General features: G+C 71.5%; 15 protein-coding genes. All 15 read right to left on the bottom strand.

The window, feature by feature from the left end:
- Positions 1-18 precede the first annotated feature (18 nt).
- Positions 19-1,083, bottom strand: a complete 1,065-nt coding sequence (locus KN815_RS21175) for an ABC-2 membrane transporter-related protein (RefSeq protein ID WP_216343519.1) — start codon at positions 1,081-1,083, stop codon at positions 19-21.
- Positions 1,080-2,156 carry an ABC-2 membrane transporter-related protein gene (locus KN815_RS21170; RefSeq protein ID WP_216343518.1) on the bottom strand — a complete coding sequence of 359 codons (1,077 nt, stop codon included), beginning with the start codon at positions 2,154-2,156 and terminating at the stop codon, positions 1,080-1,082. Before KN815_RS21170 ends, KN815_RS21175 begins: the two co-directional genes overlap by 4 nt.
- Complete coding sequence (locus KN815_RS21165) at positions 2,153-3,085, bottom strand: ABC transporter ATP-binding protein (RefSeq protein ID WP_216343517.1); 933 nt, start codon at positions 3,083-3,085, stop codon at positions 2,153-2,155. Before KN815_RS21165 ends, KN815_RS21170 begins: the two co-directional genes overlap by 4 nt.
- Positions 3,082-3,513 (bottom strand): GntR family transcriptional regulator, encoded by a 432-nt coding sequence (locus tag KN815_RS21160; RefSeq protein WP_216343516.1) that lies wholly within the window; start codon positions 3,511-3,513, stop codon positions 3,082-3,084. The genes KN815_RS21165 and KN815_RS21160 overlap by 4 nt, the downstream gene beginning before the upstream one ends.
- Positions 3,514-3,803: 290 nt before the next feature.
- Entirely contained in the window at positions 3,804-5,282 is a 1,479-nt protein-coding gene (locus KN815_RS21155; RefSeq protein ID WP_216343515.1) for a glutamate synthase subunit beta, read from the bottom strand.
- Positions 5,275-9,825, bottom strand: coding sequence for a glutamate synthase large subunit (gene gltB / locus KN815_RS21150; RefSeq protein ID WP_216343514.1), 4,551 nt, complete (start codon positions 9,823-9,825; stop codon positions 5,275-5,277). Before gltB ends, KN815_RS21155 begins: the two co-directional genes overlap by 8 nt.
- Before the next feature lie 301 nt (positions 9,826-10,126).
- The gene (locus KN815_RS21145) at positions 10,127-10,858 is read right to left on the bottom strand and encodes a VIT1/CCC1 transporter family protein (protein WP_216343513.1); all 732 of its coding nucleotides are present in this window, start codon (positions 10,856-10,858) and stop codon (positions 10,127-10,129) included.
- Positions 10,859-11,065: 207 nt separating this feature from the next.
- A complete protein-coding gene (gene lgt / locus KN815_RS21140; RefSeq protein WP_216343512.1) occupies positions 11,066-12,031 on the bottom strand; it encodes a prolipoprotein diacylglyceryl transferase in 966 nt (321 codons plus the stop codon).
- A gap of 70 nt (positions 12,032-12,101) precedes the next feature.
- On the bottom strand, positions 12,102-12,929 hold the full coding sequence (locus KN815_RS21135) for a DsbA family protein (protein ID WP_216343511.1): 828 nt from the start codon (positions 12,927-12,929) through the stop codon (positions 12,102-12,104).
- A 129-nt stretch (positions 12,930-13,058) separates the two neighbouring features.
- Positions 13,059-13,877, bottom strand: a complete 819-nt coding sequence (gene trpA / locus KN815_RS21130; protein ID WP_216343510.1) for a tryptophan synthase subunit alpha — start codon at positions 13,875-13,877, stop codon at positions 13,059-13,061.
- Positions 13,877-15,124 carry a tryptophan synthase subunit beta gene (trpB, locus tag KN815_RS21125; RefSeq protein WP_216343509.1) on the bottom strand — a complete coding sequence of 416 codons (1,248 nt, stop codon included), beginning with the start codon at positions 15,122-15,124 and terminating at the stop codon, positions 13,877-13,879. Before trpB ends, trpA begins: the two co-directional genes overlap by 1 nt.
- Before the next feature lie 118 nt (positions 15,125-15,242).
- Complete coding sequence (trpM, locus tag KN815_RS52230; protein WP_372458418.1) at positions 15,243-15,395, bottom strand: tryptophan biosynthesis modulator TrpM; 153 nt, start codon at positions 15,393-15,395, stop codon at positions 15,243-15,245.
- A 20-nt stretch (positions 15,396-15,415) separates the two neighbouring features.
- Positions 15,416-16,225, bottom strand: a complete 810-nt coding sequence (gene trpC, locus KN815_RS21120; RefSeq protein WP_216343508.1) for an indole-3-glycerol phosphate synthase TrpC — start codon at positions 16,223-16,225, stop codon at positions 15,416-15,418.
- Between the two features lie 160 nt (positions 16,226-16,385).
- The gene (locus KN815_RS21115; protein WP_216343507.1) at positions 16,386-16,796 is read right to left on the bottom strand and encodes a DUF2752 domain-containing protein; all 411 of its coding nucleotides are present in this window, start codon (positions 16,794-16,796) and stop codon (positions 16,386-16,388) included.
- Between the two features lie 132 nt (positions 16,797-16,928).
- Positions 16,929-17,183, bottom strand: coding sequence for an HGxxPAAW family protein (locus KN815_RS21110; RefSeq protein WP_216343506.1), 255 nt, complete (start codon positions 17,181-17,183; stop codon positions 16,929-16,931).
- Positions 17,184-17,487: the final 304 nt, after the last annotated feature.

Below are 17,487 nucleotides of genomic sequence, written 5' to 3'. Positions count from 1 at the left end.
TGGTGGCGGGGGCGCTGGTCAGGCCCGTCTGCGCCCGATCCACCACACACAGAACGCGGCGAGCGCGACGGCCACGGCCAGGCAGATCCCGGCCTGCATCCACTGCATGGACCAGAAGTGCCCGATGGGGTGGTAGTCCTCATACTCTTGGGGCAGGTGGCGGCGGTCGAGGCAGCGGAAGATGGCCGGCCACCCGCCGAGCAGCCCCTCGCAGGCCGACCCGTCGACCCTGGCACCGGTCCCGTCGAGATACCCCGAGCCGATGTACCACCCGCCGAACGGCGCCTCCGCGTGGACGTGGACGCCCGCCGTCACGGTGAGCCGGGGCAGCAGATGCGGGCGCAACTGCTGGAGGCCGTACACGACACCGGCGGTGACGGCGAGGGTGCAGGCCATGGCGGGCAGCGTCCGCCGGAGCACCAGGCCGAAGGCCGTGCCGAGCAGGAGGGACAGCAGGGACAGCGATACGAAGGCCGGGCCCACCACGTCGAACGGCAGGGTGTCGCCCCAGTGGACGTCCGGGAAGGTGCCGCGCACCGGCCACCACCACCAGGTGAACAGCGCGGCCAGCAGGCTGGTGGCGGCCAGGGTGGCGACGACGGGAAGGGCGAGCGTGGCGATGAGCCAGCGCACCCTGCCGACCGACTGGGACCAGACCAGCGCGGCGGTGCCGCTCTCGAATTCGCGCGCGATCAGCGGTGCGCCGACGAAGGCCCCGATGACCGCGGGGATCGCGAGCAGCAGCCGTGCGGCGTCGAGCAGCGCCGCGCGGTAGCTCTCCAGCCGGACGAACGCCTCGGACAGCTCGTCCGAGGAGTCCAGGGGCATCCCATTGCACTCGCGCCATATCCGGCAGTCGGCGACACCCCGGTCGTGGATCAGGGCGGCCATGCCGGTGCGCTGGTACACGAGATATCCGGCGAGGGCGAGGATCAGCACTGCGCCCGTCACCAGGACGGTCCGCTGGCGGCGCCAGGCCAGCCAGAGCGGACCGCGCGGGCTCAGCGGGGAGCGGGTGTGTCGCGGCCTGGGAGGGGAGCCGGTGTGCGGCGGGCCCGGGCGGGTGGCGGTTCCGGTCTTCACGCCGTCTCCTTCACCGTGGGTCGCCGCCGGATCCACCACACGCAGAACGCGGCGAGTGCGACGGCGACGGCCAGGCAGATCCCGGCCTGCATCCACTGCATGGGCCAGTAGTGGCTCGCCGGGTGCAGCTCCTCGTACTGCTTCTGGGTGGCGCCGGAGCGGGCGAGGCAGCGGTTCCAGTCGTCCTGGCCGATGGCGGACGAGCAGTGGTCCGAGGGGATCTTCGCCCCGGAGCGGGTCAGATAGCCGTCGCCGATACCGCGCCAGGAGGTGTAGAAGATCTCGAGGGGGGTGTGCGCGAAGTCGCCGCTGGCGTCGGAGACGATCGTCCGCGGGGTCATCAGGTGGGGGCGCAGGGCGCCGAGCCCGTACTGGACACCGGCGGTGACCCCCAGGGTGACCGCCATGGCGGGGACGGTGCGCCGCAGCAGCAGCCCGGCCGCCGCGCCCACGAAGAAGGCCAGTGGGGCGAGGGCGACGGCCGCGGGGCCGGTCGCGTCGAACGGCGCGGCGGTGCCCCAGGCAATGTCCGGGAATTGGACCCGGGCCGCCCGCCACCACCAGGTGTAGAGGGCCGCGAGGATGGCGGTGCCGGCCGTGACGGCGACCAGGGGCAGGGCGAGCTTGGCGATGAGCCAGCGGGTCCGGGTGACGGACTGGGTCCACACCAACTGGTGGGTGCCCATCTCCAGTTCCCGGGCGAACAGGGGCGCGCCGATGAAGACGCCGATCAGCGCGGGCAGTGCGATGAGCAGCCGTCCGGTGTTGAGCAGCGGTGCGCGGTAGGTGTCGCCGAGGTGGCGGAGCGCCTCGATCGTGGGGTCGGATCCCCGCTCCGGATGGATCCGCCTGCCGTGGCAGAACCGCTTCCAGCCCGCGCAGTCCTGGATGTCGTGCGCCCGCAGATAGCCGACCATCCCGGTGCGCTGCCAGACGATGTACGCGGCGATCGCCACGACCACGGCCAGGCCCGCCCAGAGGGCGGCCCGGTGCTGGCGCGCCACCAGCCACACCAGTCCTCGGGTGCGGGGCCGGGCGCCGGGTGCGGCGAGCCGGATGCCGGCCGTGCTCATGCCCCCACCTCCGTATCGGCCGTCCGCGGGTCGTCCGCGAGCAGCGGCGGGGCGTCGGGAGCGCGCAGATAGCCGAGCAGGACCTCTTCGAGGGAGGGTTCGGTGACGATCCAGCCGTCCCCGGCCGGGGTGCCCTCCGGGCGTATCAGCGCGGTGAGCTGACGGCCTGTCGTGCGGGTCTCGACCACGGTGTGGCGGGCGAGCGCGGCCGGTGTTCCGCCGCCGGTCGCGCTCGGGCCGGTGATGACGCGGTGGGCGGCCTGGATCTCGTCCGTCCCGCCCGCCAGGCGGATCCGGCCGCCGCCCATCAGCAGCAGGTGGTCGCAGACTCCGTCGAGTTCGGCGAGCACATGGGTGGAGATGACCACGCCGGTGCCGCGCTCTGCGGCCTCGGCCATCAGCACGCCCATCATCCGGTGGCGGCGCAGCGGGTCCTGATCGGACATCGGCTCGTCCAGGAGGAGCAGATCGGCGCGTTTGCCGAGGGCGAGGGCGAGGGCCACACAGGTGCGCTGGCCGCCGGAGAGCGAGCCGACGCGGGCGGACAGCGGCACCTCGGCCTCCTCCACCACCCGTTCGGCGGCCTTCTGGTCCCAGCGGGGATTCAGCTCCCGGCCCAGGCGCAGGGTGTCGGCGACGGAGAAGCGCGGGTAGAGCGGCTTGTCCTGGGCGACGAAGGCGACGCGCTCGCGGGCGGCGGGCGCGGCGGGCGGCCGGCCGAAGACCCGCAGCGTGCCGGTGGTCGGGGTCAGCAGACCGGCGGCGAGGGACAGCAGGGTGCTCTTACCGGAGCCGTTGGGGCCCACCAGCGCGCAGATCCGCCCGGCGGGCAGGTGGCAGGCGACATCTCTCAGCGCCCAGCCGCGCCGGTACTTCATGCCCAGCCCGGACGCCTCCAGTGCGCCGGCCGCGTCGATCTCGTCGGTCACCGGTTCTCACCGTCTTCCTCGTGGCCACTCTCGCTGAGGGTGGCGGTCTCGCCGAAGCGCTCTTCGAGAACCGAGGCCACCAGCGCCGTCACGTCCTCGCGGTCGAGCCCGGCGGCGCGGGCCCGGTCGGTCCAGTCGGCGAGCTCCGCGCGCAGCGGTGAGTCCGCGGCGGCGCCGGGCCGGGCCAGCGACCGGCGGACGAAGGTGCCCAGGCCCGGCCGGGGCTCGACCAGCCCTTCGCGCTCCAGCTCGCGGTATGCCTTCAGGACGGTGTTGGGGTTGATGGCGGTGGCCGCGACGACCTCCCTGGCCGTGGGCAGCCGGTCCCCGGGCTGAAGCAGTCCGAGGCGGAGCGCCTGTTTGGTCTGCTGGACGATCTGTAGATAGGTGGCGATGCCGCTGCGCCGGTCGATGCGGTACTCGACCATCCGTCCACCACCCTTTCACTAATCAGTTAGTGGAATGATGGTGGAGCGCGCCCGAGACAATGTCAACTCCTGAGCGGACGCCGACCACTGAGCGAAGGTCAACCACCGAGCGGCTGCCGACCGCGAACGCCACGCGGCGCCTCCCCCCTGGTCGGGTAGGGGGAAGGCGCCGCGCGGCCGGCCCGTACGCCGTTGTACGGGCGGAGATCCAGGAATCCGGGAGTCCAGTCCCGGAAGTCCCGGGAGTCCCAGGAGACCGAAGCCGGGAAGACCGGCAGGGGGCGGACCGGTCAGACCATGAGGGCCCGGTCGGTGGGGCGGATCGGGGCGGGCAGTTCGCTGGCCCCGGCCAGATAGCGGTCCACCCCGCGCGCGGCGGAGCGGCCCTCGGCGATGGCCCAGACGATCAGCGACTGGCCGCGGCCCGCGTCACCGGCCACGAAGACACCCGGCACATTGGTGGCGAAGTCGTCGTCGCGCGCGATGTTGCCGCGCTCGTCCAGCTCCAGGCCGAACTGCTCGACCAGGCCGTTCTTCTGGTCGGTGCCGGTGAAGCCCATGGCGAGGGTGACCAACTGGGCCGGGATCTTCCGCTCGGTGCCCGGCTTCTGCTCCAGCTTGCCGTCCTTGAACTCCACCTCGATCAGATGCAGCCACTGGACGTTGCCGACAGTCTCTCCCTCTTCAGGGGCGGAGCCCTCGAAGTGGGTGGTGGAGACGGAGTAGATCCGCTCGCCGCCCTCCTCGTGCGCCGAGGTGACCTTGTAGAGCATGGGGAAGGTCGGCCAGGGCTGGCCCGCGCTCCGCTCATCGCCGGGCCGGGGCATGATCTCCAGTTGGGTGACGGAGGCGGCGCCCTGCCGGTGGGCGGTGCCGACGCAGTCCGCGCCGGTGTCGCCGCCGCCGATGACCACGACATGCTTGCCCTCGGCGGTGATGGGGGCGGTGGTGAGGTCGCCCTCCTGCACCTTGTTGGCGAGCGGCAGATACTCCATCGCGAAGTGGATGCCGTTCAGCTCCCGGCCGGGGGCCGGCAGATCGCGCGAGGTGGTGGCGCCGGCCGCGATGACCACGGCGTCGTACCGCTTGCGCAGCTTGGCCGCGTCGATGTCGCGGCCGATCTCCGTCTCGGTGCGGAACTTGGTGCCCTCCGCGCGCATCTGCTCGATACGGCGGTTGATGTGCCGCTTCTCCATCTTGAACTCGGGGATGCCATAGCGCAGCAGCCCGCCGATGCGGTCGGCCCGCTCATAGACGGCGACCGTGTGACCGGCCCGGGTCAACTGCTGGGCGGCGGCCAGGCCCGCCGGGCCGGAGCCGATGACGGCGACGGTCTTGCCGCTGAGCCGCTCGGGCGGCTGCGGGGTGACATCGCCCGCGTCCCACGCCTTGTCGATGATGGTGACCTCGACGTTCTTGATGGTCACCGCGGGCTGGTTGATACCGAGCACACAGGCCGACTCGCACGGGGCCGGGCACAGCCGCCCGGTGAACTCCGGGAAGTTGTTGGTCGCGTGCAGCCGCTCGCTGGCCTCGCGCCAGTCCTGCCGGTAGGCGTAGTCGTTCCACTCGGGGATGAGGTTTCCCAGCGGACAGCCGTTGTGACAGAACGGGATGCCGCAGTCCATGCAGCGTCCGGCCTGCTTGCTGATGATCGGCAGCAGCGAGCCGGGGACGTAGACCTCGTTCCAGTCCTTGACGCGCTCGTCCACCGGGCGGGTCTCGGCGACCTCTCGGCCAGTGGTCAGGAAGCCCTTGGGGTCAGCCATTGGTCGCCGCCTCCATCATCTTCTCGGTGGTCTCGGACTCGGAGAGCCCGGCTCGCTCGGCGGCGTCCTTGGCGGCGAGCACGGCCTGGTACGTAGCGGGGATGATCTTGCTGAAGCGGGTGAGGGCGGTCTCCCAGTCGTCGAGCAGCGCGCCCGCGACGGTGGAGCCGGTCTCCTCGTGGTGGCGGCGCACCGCGTCGTGCAGCCACTGCTTGTCGGTGTCGTCCAGCGCGCCGAGGGCGCTGCGCAGATCGACGTTGACGTTGTCCGGGTCGAGGTCGATCACATACGCGATGCCGCCGGACATACCGGCCGCGAAGTTGCGGCCGGTGGGCCCGAGGACGAGCGCGTGGCCGCCGGTCATGTACTCACAGCCGTGGTCGCCCACGCCCTCGGAGACGACGGTGGCGCCGGAGTTGCGCACGCAGAACCGCTCGCCGACCCGGCCGCGCAGGAACATCTCACCGCCGGTCGCGCCGTACGCGAGGGTGTTGCCCGCGATGGTGGAGTACTCGGCGAGGTGGTCCGCGCCCCGGTCCGGGCGGACGACGATCCGGCCGCCGGACAGGCCCTTGCCCACGTAGTCGTTGGCGTCGCCTTCGAGCCGCAGGGTGACGCCCCTGGGCACGAACGCACCGAAGGACTGGCCGGCCGAGCCGGTGAAGGTGATGTCGATGGTGTCGTCGGGCAGGCCCGCGCCGCCGAAGGTCCGGGTCACCTCATGGCCGAGCATGGTGCCGACGGTCCGGTTGATGTTGCGGATCGCGACCTGGGCGCGGACCGGCTGGGCGGCCTCGGCGCTCTCGGCGTTCAGCGCGTCGGCGGCCAGCTTGATCAGTTGGTTGTCGAGCGCCTTGGCCAGGCCGTGGTCCTGCGCGATCGCCTGGTGGCGGACGGCGCCCTCGGGCAGCTCGGGCACGTACAGCAGCGGGGCGAGGTCCAGGCCCTGTGCCTTCCAGTGCTGGACGGCGCGGGCGGTGTCCAGCAGCTCGGCGTGGCCGATGGCCTCGTCCAGGGTGCGGAAGCCCAGCTCGGCCAGGATCTCACGGACCTCCTCGGCGATGAACTCGAAGAAGTTCACCACGAACTCGGCCTTGCCGCTGTAGCGCTCGCGCAGCACCGGGTTCTGGGTGGCGATGCCGACCGGGCAGGTGTCCAGGTGGCAGACGCGCATCATGACGCAGCCGGAGACCACCAGCGGCGCGGTGGCGAAGCCGAACTCCTCGGCCCCGAGCAGCGCGGCGATGACCACGTCACGGCCGGTCTTGAGCTGGCCGTCGGTCTGCACCACGATGCGGTCGCGCAACCCGTTGAGCAGCAGCGTCTGCTGGGTTTCGGCGAGGCCGAGCTCCCAGGGGCCGCCCGCGTGCTTGAGCGAGGTGAGCGGCGAGGCGCCGGTGCCGCCGTCGTGGCCGGAGATCAGCACCACATCGGCGTGGGCCTTGGAGACGCCCGCGGCGACCGTGCCGACGCCGACCTCGGAGACCAGCTTGACGTGGATCCGGGCCTGCGGGTTGGCGTTCTTCAGGTCGTGGATGAGCTGGGCGAGATCCTCGATCGAGTAGATGTCGTGGTGCGGCGGCGGGGAGATCAGACCGACGCCCGGGGTGGAGTGCCGGGTCTTGGCGACCCAGGGGTAGACCTTGTGGCCGGGAAGCTGGCCGCCCTCGCCGGGCTTGGCGCCCTGCGCCATCTTGATCTGGATGTCATCGGAGTTGACCAGGTATTCGCTGGTCACACCGAAGCGGCCGGAGGCCACCTGCTTGATCGACGAGCGCCGGGCGGGGTCGTGCAGCCGGTCGGAGTCCTCGCCGCCCTCACCGGTGTTGGACTTGGCCCCCAACTGGTTCATGGCGATGGCGAGGGTCTCGTGCGCCTCCTGGGAGATGGAGCCGTACGACATGGCGCCGGTGGAGAACCGCTTGACGATCTCGCCGACGGACTCGACCTCGTCGATCGGGATCGAGGGCCGCTCGCCCTTGAAGGAGAACAGACCGCGCAGCGTCATCAGCCGCTCGGACTGCTCGTTCACCCGCTCGGTGTACTTCTTGAAGATGTCGTAGCGACGCGACCGGGTGGAGTGCTGAAGCCGGAAGATCGTCTCGGGGTCGAAGAGATGCGGCTCGCCCTCGCGGCGCCACTGGTACTCGCCGCCGATCTCCAGCGTGCGGTGGGCGGAGGGGACGCCGGAGGCGGGGTACGCCTTGGCGTGGCGGGCGGCGACCTCCTTGGCGACGACATCCAGGCCCGCGCCGCCGATCTTGGTGGCGGTGCCGTGGAAGTAGGTGTCCACGAAGGACTCGTCCAGGCCGACGGCCTCGAAGACCTGCGCGCCCCGGTAGGAGGCCACGGTCGAGATGCCCATCTTGGACATGACCTTCAGGACGCCCTTGCCGAGCGCCTTGATGAGGTTCTTGATCGCGGTATCGGCCTCGACACCCGGCAGGAACGTCCCTGCCCGGACCAGGTCCTCGACCGACTCCATGGCCAGGTACGGGTTGACGGCCGCGGCGCCGTAGCCGATCAGCAGCGCGACATGGTGCACCTCGCGGACGTCGCCCGCCTCGACCAGCAGCCCCACCTGGGTGCGCTGCTTGGTGCCGATGAGGTGGTGGTGGACCGCGGAGGTGAGCAGCAGCGAGGGGATCGGGGCGTGCTCGGCGTCCGAGTGACGGTCGGAGAGCACGATCAGCCGGGCGCCGTCCTCGATGGCGCGGTCGGCCTCGGCGCAGATCTCGTCCAGCCGGGCGGCGAGCGCCTGACCGCCGCCGCCGACCCGGTACAGGCCCGAGAGATTGGCCGCCTTGAGGCCCGGCATGTCCCCGTCGGCGTTGATGTGGATGAGCTTGGCCAGCTCATCGTTGTCGATCACCGGGAAGGGCAGGGTGACGCTGCGGCAGGAGGCCGCGGTCGGCTCCAGCAGATTGCCCTGCGGGCCCAGCGAGGAGATCAGCGAGGTGACCAGCTCCTCGCGGATCGCGTCCAGCGGCGGGTTGGTGACCTGCGCGAACAACTGGGTGAAGTAGTCGAACAGCAGCCGCGGCCGCTCGGAGAGGGCGGCGATCGGCGAGTCGGTGCCCATCGAGCCGATCGGCTCGGCACCGGCCTTGGCCATCGGCGCGAGCAGGACGCGCAGCTCCTCCTCGGTGTAGCCGAAGGTCTGCTGGCGGCGGGTGACCGAGGCGTGGGTGTGCACGATGTGCTCGCGCCCGGGAAGGTCGGCCAGGTCGATCAGACCGGCCTCGAGCCACTCGCCGTACGGCTGCTCGGCGGCCAGCTCGGCCTTGATCTCGTCGTCCTCGATGATGCGGTGCTCGGCGGTGTCGACCAGGAACATCCGGCCCGGCTGGAGCCGGCCCTTGCGGACCACCTTGGCCGGGTCGATGTCCAGGACGCCGACCTCGGAGGAGAGCACGACCAGGCCCTCGTCGGTGACCCAGTAGCGCCCGGGCCGCAGACCGTTGCGGTCCAGCACGGCGCCGACCTGGACGCCGTCGGTGAAGGTGACACAGGCCGGGCCGTCCCACGGCTCCATCATCGTGGAGTGGTACTGGTAGAAGGCGCGCCGGGCCGGGTCCATGGCGGGGTGGTTCTCCCACGCCTCGGGGACCATCATCAGCACCGAGTGCGGCAGCGAGCGGCCGCCGAGGTGGAGCAGCTCCAGGACCTCGTCGAAGGTCGCCGAGTCGGAGGCGTCCGGGGTGCAGAGGGGGAAGATCCGCTCCAGCCCCTTCTCCCCGAACAGGTCGCTGACGAGCTGGGACTCCCGGGCCCGCATCCAGTTGCGGTTGCCCTGGACGGTGTTGATCTCACCGTTGTGGGCGACGAAGCGGTACGGGTGGGCCAGCGGCCAGCTCGGGAAGGTGTTGGTGGAGAACCGGGAGTGGACCAGCGCGACGGCGGTGGCGAAGCGGCGGTCGGAGAGGTCCGGGAAGAACGGCTCGAGCTGGCCGGTGGTCAGCATGCCCTTGTAGACGAGGGTGCGGGCGGACAGCGAGGGGAAGTAGACCCCCGCCTCGCGCTCGGCGCGCTTGCGCAGCACGAACGCCGTGCGGTCCAGGGCCACGCCGGTGCTGGTGCCGTCGGCGACGAAGAGCTGGCGGAAGGCGGGCATGGTGGAACGGGCGCCGTTGCCCAGCAGCTCGGGGGCGACGGGCACCTCGCGCCAGCCGAGGACGGTCAGGCCCTCCTCGGCGGCGAGCCGCTCGATGTGCTCCGCGGCGGCCGCGGACTCGCTCTCGCCCTCCGGGAGGAACGCGATGCCCACCGCGTAGGCACCGGCCTCGGGCAGCTCGAAGCCGGTCACGCTGGCCCGCAGGAAGGCGTCCGGAACCTGGACGAGGATGCCCGCGCCATCGCCCGAGTCGGGCTCGGAACCGGTGGCGCCGCGGTGCTCGAGGTTCCTCAGCACAGTGAGAGCCTGCTCCACGAGCTCATGGCTGGCCTCGCCGGTGAGGGTCGCCACGAAGCCGACGCCACAGGCGTCGTGCTCATTGCGTGGGTCGTACATCCCCTGGCGGGCGGGGTGGGATGCGGAACGCATCGGCTCTCCCGTCGTCGTCATGGCATTTTGCGTGTGCCGAGGGACGACGTTGGCCCTCCGCGAGAATTTCGTGCAGGTTACATGATGGGTTGAATCTCGGGAAGTGGAAATTCCATTCCACCATGCGGACACCCCAAGGGTGGGGCGATATCAGGCAATACGGGCGGTAGCGGATGGGGCGACCAGCGTCGCCATAGCGCGGACCGGGCGACTCTGCCCAAGCGCTTTCGGCTTATGCCCGCCTGCAAAAGGATCGAAACCGAGGAGTAACGGCGTAGTTATGCGGCTCACCGTATGCCTGTCATCCTACGGCCGTTCCGAACAAAGCGCCCAGGGCATAGGTCACACCCGCTGCCGCGCCGCCCAGCGCGAGCTGCCGCAGCCCGCTGTACCACCAGGAACGGGCGGTCACCCGCGCCACCGCCGCACCGCAGCCGAACAGCCCGATCAGCGCCAGCACCACGGCCGGCCACAGCGCCGAGGCGCCCAGCAGATACGGCAGCACCGGCAGCAGCGCGCCCAGTGCGAAGGAGCCGAACGAGGACACCGCCGCGACCAGCGGTGAGGGCAGATCGTCCGGGTCCACGCCCAGCTCCTCGCGGGCGTGTATCTCCAGCGCCTGCTCGGGGTCGCGGGAGAGCTGCTCGGCCACCTCACGGGCCAGCGCCGGCTCCACCCCGCGCGACACATAGAGCGCCGCCAGCTCCTCCAGCTCGTCCACCGGGTGCTTGCGCAGCTCGCCCCGCTCCACCTCCAGCTCGGCCTCGACCAGCTCACGCTGGGAGGCGACGGAGGTGTACTCCCCGGCGGCCATGGAGAAGGCGCCGGCCGCCAGCCCCGCCAGACCGGTGATCACGATGGTCTGCCGGTCCACCGCGCCGCCGGCCACGCCGGTCATCAGCGCGAGGTTGGAGACCAGTCCGTCCATGGCTCCGAAGACGGCGGGGCGCAGCCAGCCGCCGGTCACATCACGGTGGGTGTGGTTGTCGCGGTGGGCGATGTGCGGGGGCTCGGCGGTATCGATGACGGACATATGAAGATGTGCTCCCTTCGAGAAGGGTGCGGCGATGCGGCCCCACCCCAACGGTTCGAAGGTACGCACGAATTACCCCGCTCCGCCAGCAAGGAAGGCCGAACTTACCTCGCTGACCTGCGGAAACGTAAAGAAGCCGCCGAATCCCGAGGGGTCCGGCGGCCTATGGGACGTCCTAACGTCTCATTGAACGCGACGCGGCGCGCGTCAGGGTTTCTTGGAGGGCTCCGCCTCGGCGGCCACCGCACCGGCTTCGTCCGCCCCGCCGGTCCCGGCCGCAGCGGCGTCGCCCGCCTCGGTCTTGGCGGCCGGGGCCGGTCCGTCGCCGCTCGCGTCCGCGCCGTCCTCGGCCGCGGCGGGCTCGACGACCTCCTCGCGACCGGGGGACTTCTTCGCGGAGATCACCAGATAGGCCACCGCGGCCAGGAAGACCACGACGGACGTCCAGTTGTTGAGCCGCAGCCCGAGCACATGGTGGGCGTCGTCCACCCGGAGGTACTCGATCCAGAAGCGGCCCACGGTGTACGCCGCGACGTAGAGGGCAAACGCACGGCCATGCCCCAGCTTGAAGCGACGGTCCGCCCAGATCACCAGCAGGGCCACGCCGATGCACCACAGCGACTCGTACAGGAAGGTCGGGTGGTACGTGCCGGCCACCCGGCCCGCGTCGGCGTCGCCGTCGATCTTCAGCGCCCACGGCAGGGTGGTCTCCTTGCCGTACAGCTCCTGGTTGAACCAGTTGCCCCAGCGGCCGATCGCCTGGGCGAAGGCGATCCCGGGCGCGATGGCGTCCGCGTAGGCCGGGAGCGGGATGCCCCGGCGGCGGCAGCCGATCCAGGCACCCAGGGCGCCCAGCGCGATGGCCCCCCAGATCCCGAGGCCGCCCTGCCAGATCTTGAACGCGTCCACCCAGTCACGGCCGTCGGTGAAGTACAGCTCGTAATCGGTGATGACGTGGTAGAGGCGGCCTCCGACCAGGCCGAAGGGCACCGCCCAGACGGCGATGTCGGCGACGGTGCCGACGCGGCCGCCCCGGGCGACCCAGCGCCGCCCGCCGAGCCAGACCGCGACGAAGACGCCGATGATGATGCAGAAGGCATAGCCGCGCAGCGGGACCGGGCCGAGATAGATCACGCCGGACGACGGGCTGGGAATGTAAGCGAGGAGGTCCATGACAGGACCGACGCTACCGTGCCGGGCGGGAGATGCGACAACCCACCCGGCAACGGCTGCGTAACAAGGATCAGTCCCGGGCCGCCGCGAGAACCATGCGCTTGAGCTTGTTGGGGCTCAGCGGCTTGTCCGGGTCGCCGTACACGGACTTCCCGCCCAGCAGCACCGTCGGCGTGGACGCGTAGCCGGAGTGCGCGAAGACATCGCCCGACTTACGCACCCAGGCGTCGTGCCGGCCCTCCTCGACGCACTTCCGGAAGGCGGCGGTGACCAGCCCGGGGACCTGGTCCGCGAGCTTGATCAGCCGGGCGTTCTTCGCATAGCTGTCCCGGGTCTCCGCGGGCTGATGGCGGTAGAGCACATCGTGGTAGGCCCGGAACTTCCCGGCGTCCTGGTCCTGGGCGCAGGCCGCCGCGTTCGCCGCGCGGACCGAACCGGTGCCGCCGAGGTTTCCGTCGATGATCGTCACCAGGTGGTACTCGACCTTCATCCGGCCCTCGTCCTGGAGCTCGTGGACGGTCTTGCGGAAGACGTCCTCGAACTGCTTGCACCCGGGACAGCGGAAGTCCTCGTACACCGTCAGGGTCACCGGGGCCGGCTTCCCGGCCTGGTCCGCCTGCCCGCCCCGCCCCGCCTTCTCCGCCATCCCCGAGGGGATCACCAGGTGCCCCTTGCCGATCGCTCCGCGCGGTGGCACCACGGAGCTGCCCGACTTGCCCGAGTCGTCTTCGGTCCTGGACGCGACCATGCCCACCCCCACGGCCCCGGCGAGGACGGCCACCACGGCCCCCAGGACGCCCAGCGTCCGCTTCCGCTTCGCGCGCGACCGCTCCCGCTCGCGCTGTTCCCGCAGGCGCTCTCGGGCGCCGCGCTTTCCCTCACGGTTTCTCTGACTCACGCCCTCGCCAACGAGGCGGAGGAGCACCGCTGGGCTCCTCCGCCCCGTTCTTCCCTCTAACGAGCGACCCTCCAACGGGCGAGCCGCCTGGCGGCGTCCGACCGGCGGCGCCGCTGACGGACGAGGCGGCTAACGGGGGGCGCGCACGCCTTCCGCCAGCTCACCCGCGAGTTCGCGCAGCCCCGCGAGACCGGCCTCGGTGTCGCCCTCGGCGTCCAGCAGCCGCTTGACGAAGGCCGAGCCCACGATGACCCCGTCGGCGAACGCCGCGACCTCGGCCGCCTGGGTGGCGTTGGAGACGCCGAGCCCGACGCAGACCGGAAGCGTGGTGGTGCCGCGGGTGCGCGCCACCAGCTCGCGCGCCTCCTGGCCCACCGATTCCCTCGTTCCGGTGACGCCCATCAGGGACGCCGCGTAGACGAAACCGCTGCCCGCCGCCGTGATCTTCGCCAGCCGCTCATCACGGCTGCTGGGCGCGACCACGAACACGGTCGCCAGACCGTGCTGCTCGGCGGCCTTCCGCCAGACCTCCGACTCCTGGACCGGCAGATCGGGCAGGATGCAGCCCGCGCCGCCCACCTCGGCGAGATCGGCGGCGAACCGCTCGACGCCGTACCGGTCCACCGGGTTCCAGTACGTCATGCACAGGATCGGGGCACCCGTGCGGGCATGCACCTCCCCCACCGTGCTGATCACATCGCGGATCTTGACCCCGCCGCGCAGCGCGATGTCGTCGGCGGTCTGGATCACCGGCCCGTCGAGCACCGGATCACTGTGCGGCAGCCCGACCTCGATGATGTCGCAGCCGCCCTCGATCATGGCGGTCATCGCGTCCACCCCGCCGTCGACGGAGGGGAAACCGGCGGGCAGATAGCCGACGAGCGCGGCGCGCCCCTCGTCCTTGGCGCCCGCCAGCACGGATCCCAGCAGCTCCAGATTCCCGGCCATCACTTCGCTCCCTGGTCGCTCTGCTGGTCGTAGAGCCCGAAGTACCGAGCCGCCGTGTCCATGTCCTTGTCGCCGCGCCCGGAGAGGTTGACCAGCACCAGGCCGTCGCTCCCCAGCTCACGGCCGAGGTCCAGGGCGCCCGCCAGCGCGTGGGCGCTCTCGATCGCCGGGATGATGCCCTCGGTCTCCGAGAGCAGCCGCAGCGCCCGCATCGCCTCGTCGTCGGTGACCGCCCGGTACTCGGCGCGGCCGATCTCCTTCAGATAGGCGTGCTCCGGCCCGACGCCGGGGTAGTCCAGACCGGCCGAGATCGAGTACGGCTCGGTGATCTGGCCGTCCTCGTCCTGGAGCACGAACGACCGGGAACCGTGCAGGATCCCGGGCTCGCCCTGGCTCAGCGTGGCCGCGTGCTCCCCGGTCTCCACACCGTGCCCGGCGGGCTCGAAGCCGACGACGCGTACGCCCTCGTCCGGCAGGAAGGCGTGGAACAGCCCGATCGCGTTGGATCCACCGCCCACGCAGGCCGCGACCGCGTCCGGCAGCCGCCCGGTCCGCTCCAGGATCTGCCGCCGCGCCTCCACACCGATCACCCGGTGGAAGTCTCGCACCAGCGCCGGGAAGGGGTGCGGGCCGGCCACCGTGCCGAAGAGGTAGTGGGTGCGGTCCACATTGGCGACCCAGTCCCGGAACGCCTCGTTGATGGCGTCCTTGAGGGTGCGGCTGCCGGACGTCACGGAGATGACCTCGGCGCCCAGCATCCGCATCCGCGCCACATTGAGCGCCTGCCGCTGGGTGTCGACCTCGCCCATGTAGATGGTGCATTCGAGCCCGAACAGCGCACACGCGGTGGCCGTGGCCACCCCGTGCTGACCGGCGCCGGTCTCGGCGATGACCCGGGACTTGCCCATGCGCTTGGTGAGCAGGGCCTGCCCCAGCACATTGTTGATCTTGTGGGAGCCGGTGTGGTTGAGATCCTCCCGCTTGAGGAAGATCCGGGCACCCCCGGCGTGCTCGGCGAACCGCCGCACCTCGGTCAGCGCACTGGGCCGGCCGGTGTAGTTGACCAGCAGATCCTCGAGTTCGGCCGCGAAGGCGGGGTCCGTCTTGGCCTTCTCGTACTCGGCCGCGACCTCGTCGACGGCGGCGACGAGCGCCTCGGGGATGAACTTGCCGCCGAAGGCGCCGAAATAGCCCTCGGCGCTGGGCACTCGACCCTCCGGGTCGGGAATGAAGAAATCAGAGGACATGGGTGGTACTCCTCGATCGGGGCAGCGCCCCGCAACGGATGTGATGGGTGGAAAAGCCATGGCCCGCCGGGCGGAAATCCCCCGGGCCCGGCCCACGGTTACGGCCCGCAGCGCACTGTCAGCGCGTTGCCGTCCGACGCCATCGCCGCCCGTTGATCTGCCCCGGCTCGCATCCGATGTGGTAGCGCACGCGCCGCCCCCGCACCCGCCTCGCGGGCGCGCGGCAGCCCCGGGGCCGACAGCCCCGGGCCAGGCGCGCGTACGTCTCCATGGTCCGCCGGTCCCGTCCGCTCAGTCCCGGCCGTGGCGCAGCGCCGGGTGGGCGCCCGCCGCCACCAGATCGGCCACCGCGGCCTTGGGGTCGCGCCCGGTCACCAGGGACTCGCCGACCAGCACCGCGTCCGCGCCGTCGTTCGCGTAGGCGATCAGGTCGTGCGGACCGCGCACACCCGACTCCGCGATCTTGACGATGTGGTCCGGGATCTCCGGGGCGACGCGTGCGAAGGTCGTGCGGTCCACCTGGAGGGTCTTGAGGTCGCGCGCGTTGACGCCGATCACCCGGGCTCCGGCGTCGACCGCCCGGACGACCTCCTCCTCGTCGTGCACCTCGACCAGCGGCGTCAGCCCGATGGACACGGCACGCTCGACGAGCGAGACCAGCGCCTCCTGCTCCAGCGCGGAGACGATCAGCAGGATGACGTCGGCGCCGTACGCCCGCGCCTCCCAGAGCTGGTACGAGGTGACGATGAAGTCCTTACGGAGCACCGGAATGTCGACCTTCGCCCTTACGGCTTCCAGGTCGGCCAGCGAACCGCCGAAGCGGCGCTGCTCGGTCAGCACGCTGATGACGGACGCGCCGCCCGCCTCGTAGTCGGCGGCGAGCCCCGCGGGGTCGGCGATCGCGGCGAGCGCGCCCTTGGACGGGCTGGACCGCTTGACCTCGCAGATCACATTGACGCTGTCGCCCTTGAGCGCCGCGACGCCGTCCTTCGCCGGCCGGGCCTTGGCCGCCCGCTCCTTGAGCTCGTCGAGGGTGACGCGCGCCTGCCGCTCCGTGAGGTCGGCACGGACTCCGTCGATGATCTCGTCGAGCACACTCATCGAGCGGGCCCCCTTCCGTGACGGGGATGAAGCTGGCTTTGAATCCGCCGGGTACGGCGGCAAGCCGCCTCACCTGGCACTGCGATGGTAGCCGCCGGGACGCCGAGGTCTCGCATCCGGTTGACGCGGGCGGCCCCCACATGCACATACACAACAGCGGTCACGGGGTCAGTAGTCCCCCGAACGGGAAATTCCGGACGATTGTGAAGACCAGGGCCACCACGCCGAGCGCCCCCGCATGCCAAGGCCGCGCCTCAGGGAAGCGTCCGCGCACACACCACATCACCCAGCAGACGGCGAAGAGCGCGTAACAGCCGACGGCGAGGGCGTTGTCCCGCAGCGCGGCCGCCAGCTCGCCATGGGCCAGGGCGTGGGCGCCGCGCAGCCCGCCGCAGCCGGGACAGTACAGCCCGGTGAGCCGCAGCAGCGGACAGACCGGGTAGTGACCCGGCTCCCCGGGGTCCACGGCGCCGACGTAGCCGAACGCGGCGAGAACGCCCGCGAGCACTCCGAGAGGTGCCGCGAGACGCCGCGCCACGGGGGCCGGGGCGGCCGACGGTGGTTCGCTCACACCGCCAAGTCTCCCCCGGGATCCTCGAAGGCGCGGCTCAGGGCCGGTGCGCCGGCCTCCGTACGGCTCAGAGCCGAGCGCGGTGGAGGCGGGCGCGGTGGAGGCGGGCGCGGCCCCGGGCCGCGCCCGGGCTCACTGCTGGGTCTGTGCCTGCGCCTGCGCCGTGGGCTGCGGCTGCGGGAGCGAGTGCTGCTCCTTGGGCAGGCCCAGCCCGGCCGCGCGCATCGCCGCGCCGACGACACCACCGAGGACGATGATCACCATGCCCGCCCAGAAGCCGAGCGGGTTGGCCGCCACGGTGAACGCGCCGGCGACGCAGAAGCCGATGAAGGCGATGGTGACACCGGTCCAGGCGGCCGGGGTGTGTCCGTGGTTGTGACCCGCCATGAATTCTCCTCGTAGCTGTACTGCGCCTGGTCCGGGCGCTCGGGGGCGAACGCTCCCAGGCCATTGTCCCCGACGCGCGAAATGCCCTTGAGCGGGGGTGGGCCTTGCGGTCCGGGACGGGACGGGGACGCGAGCCCCGGCGGCTCTCGGCAGATCGGCGGAGGTCCGATGCGGTTCGGGCAGCGCCCCGAAGGGGCGCGGGGCCGTGTCGATGTGCGGCTCCGCCGCGGCTGTGTCGATATGCGGCTCCGCCGCGTGGGACCAGCCACGGCGGCGCCGCAGTCGACCGACGGCACGGCGCCGC

This window comes from Streptomyces niphimycinicus, assembly GCF_018883605.1.
Lineage (GTDB): Bacteria > Actinomycetota > Actinomycetes > Streptomycetales > Streptomycetaceae > Streptomyces > Streptomyces niphimycinicus.
Note: the sequence above shows the minus strand (reverse complement) of the source record. Positions and strands in the feature narration are given on the sequence as shown.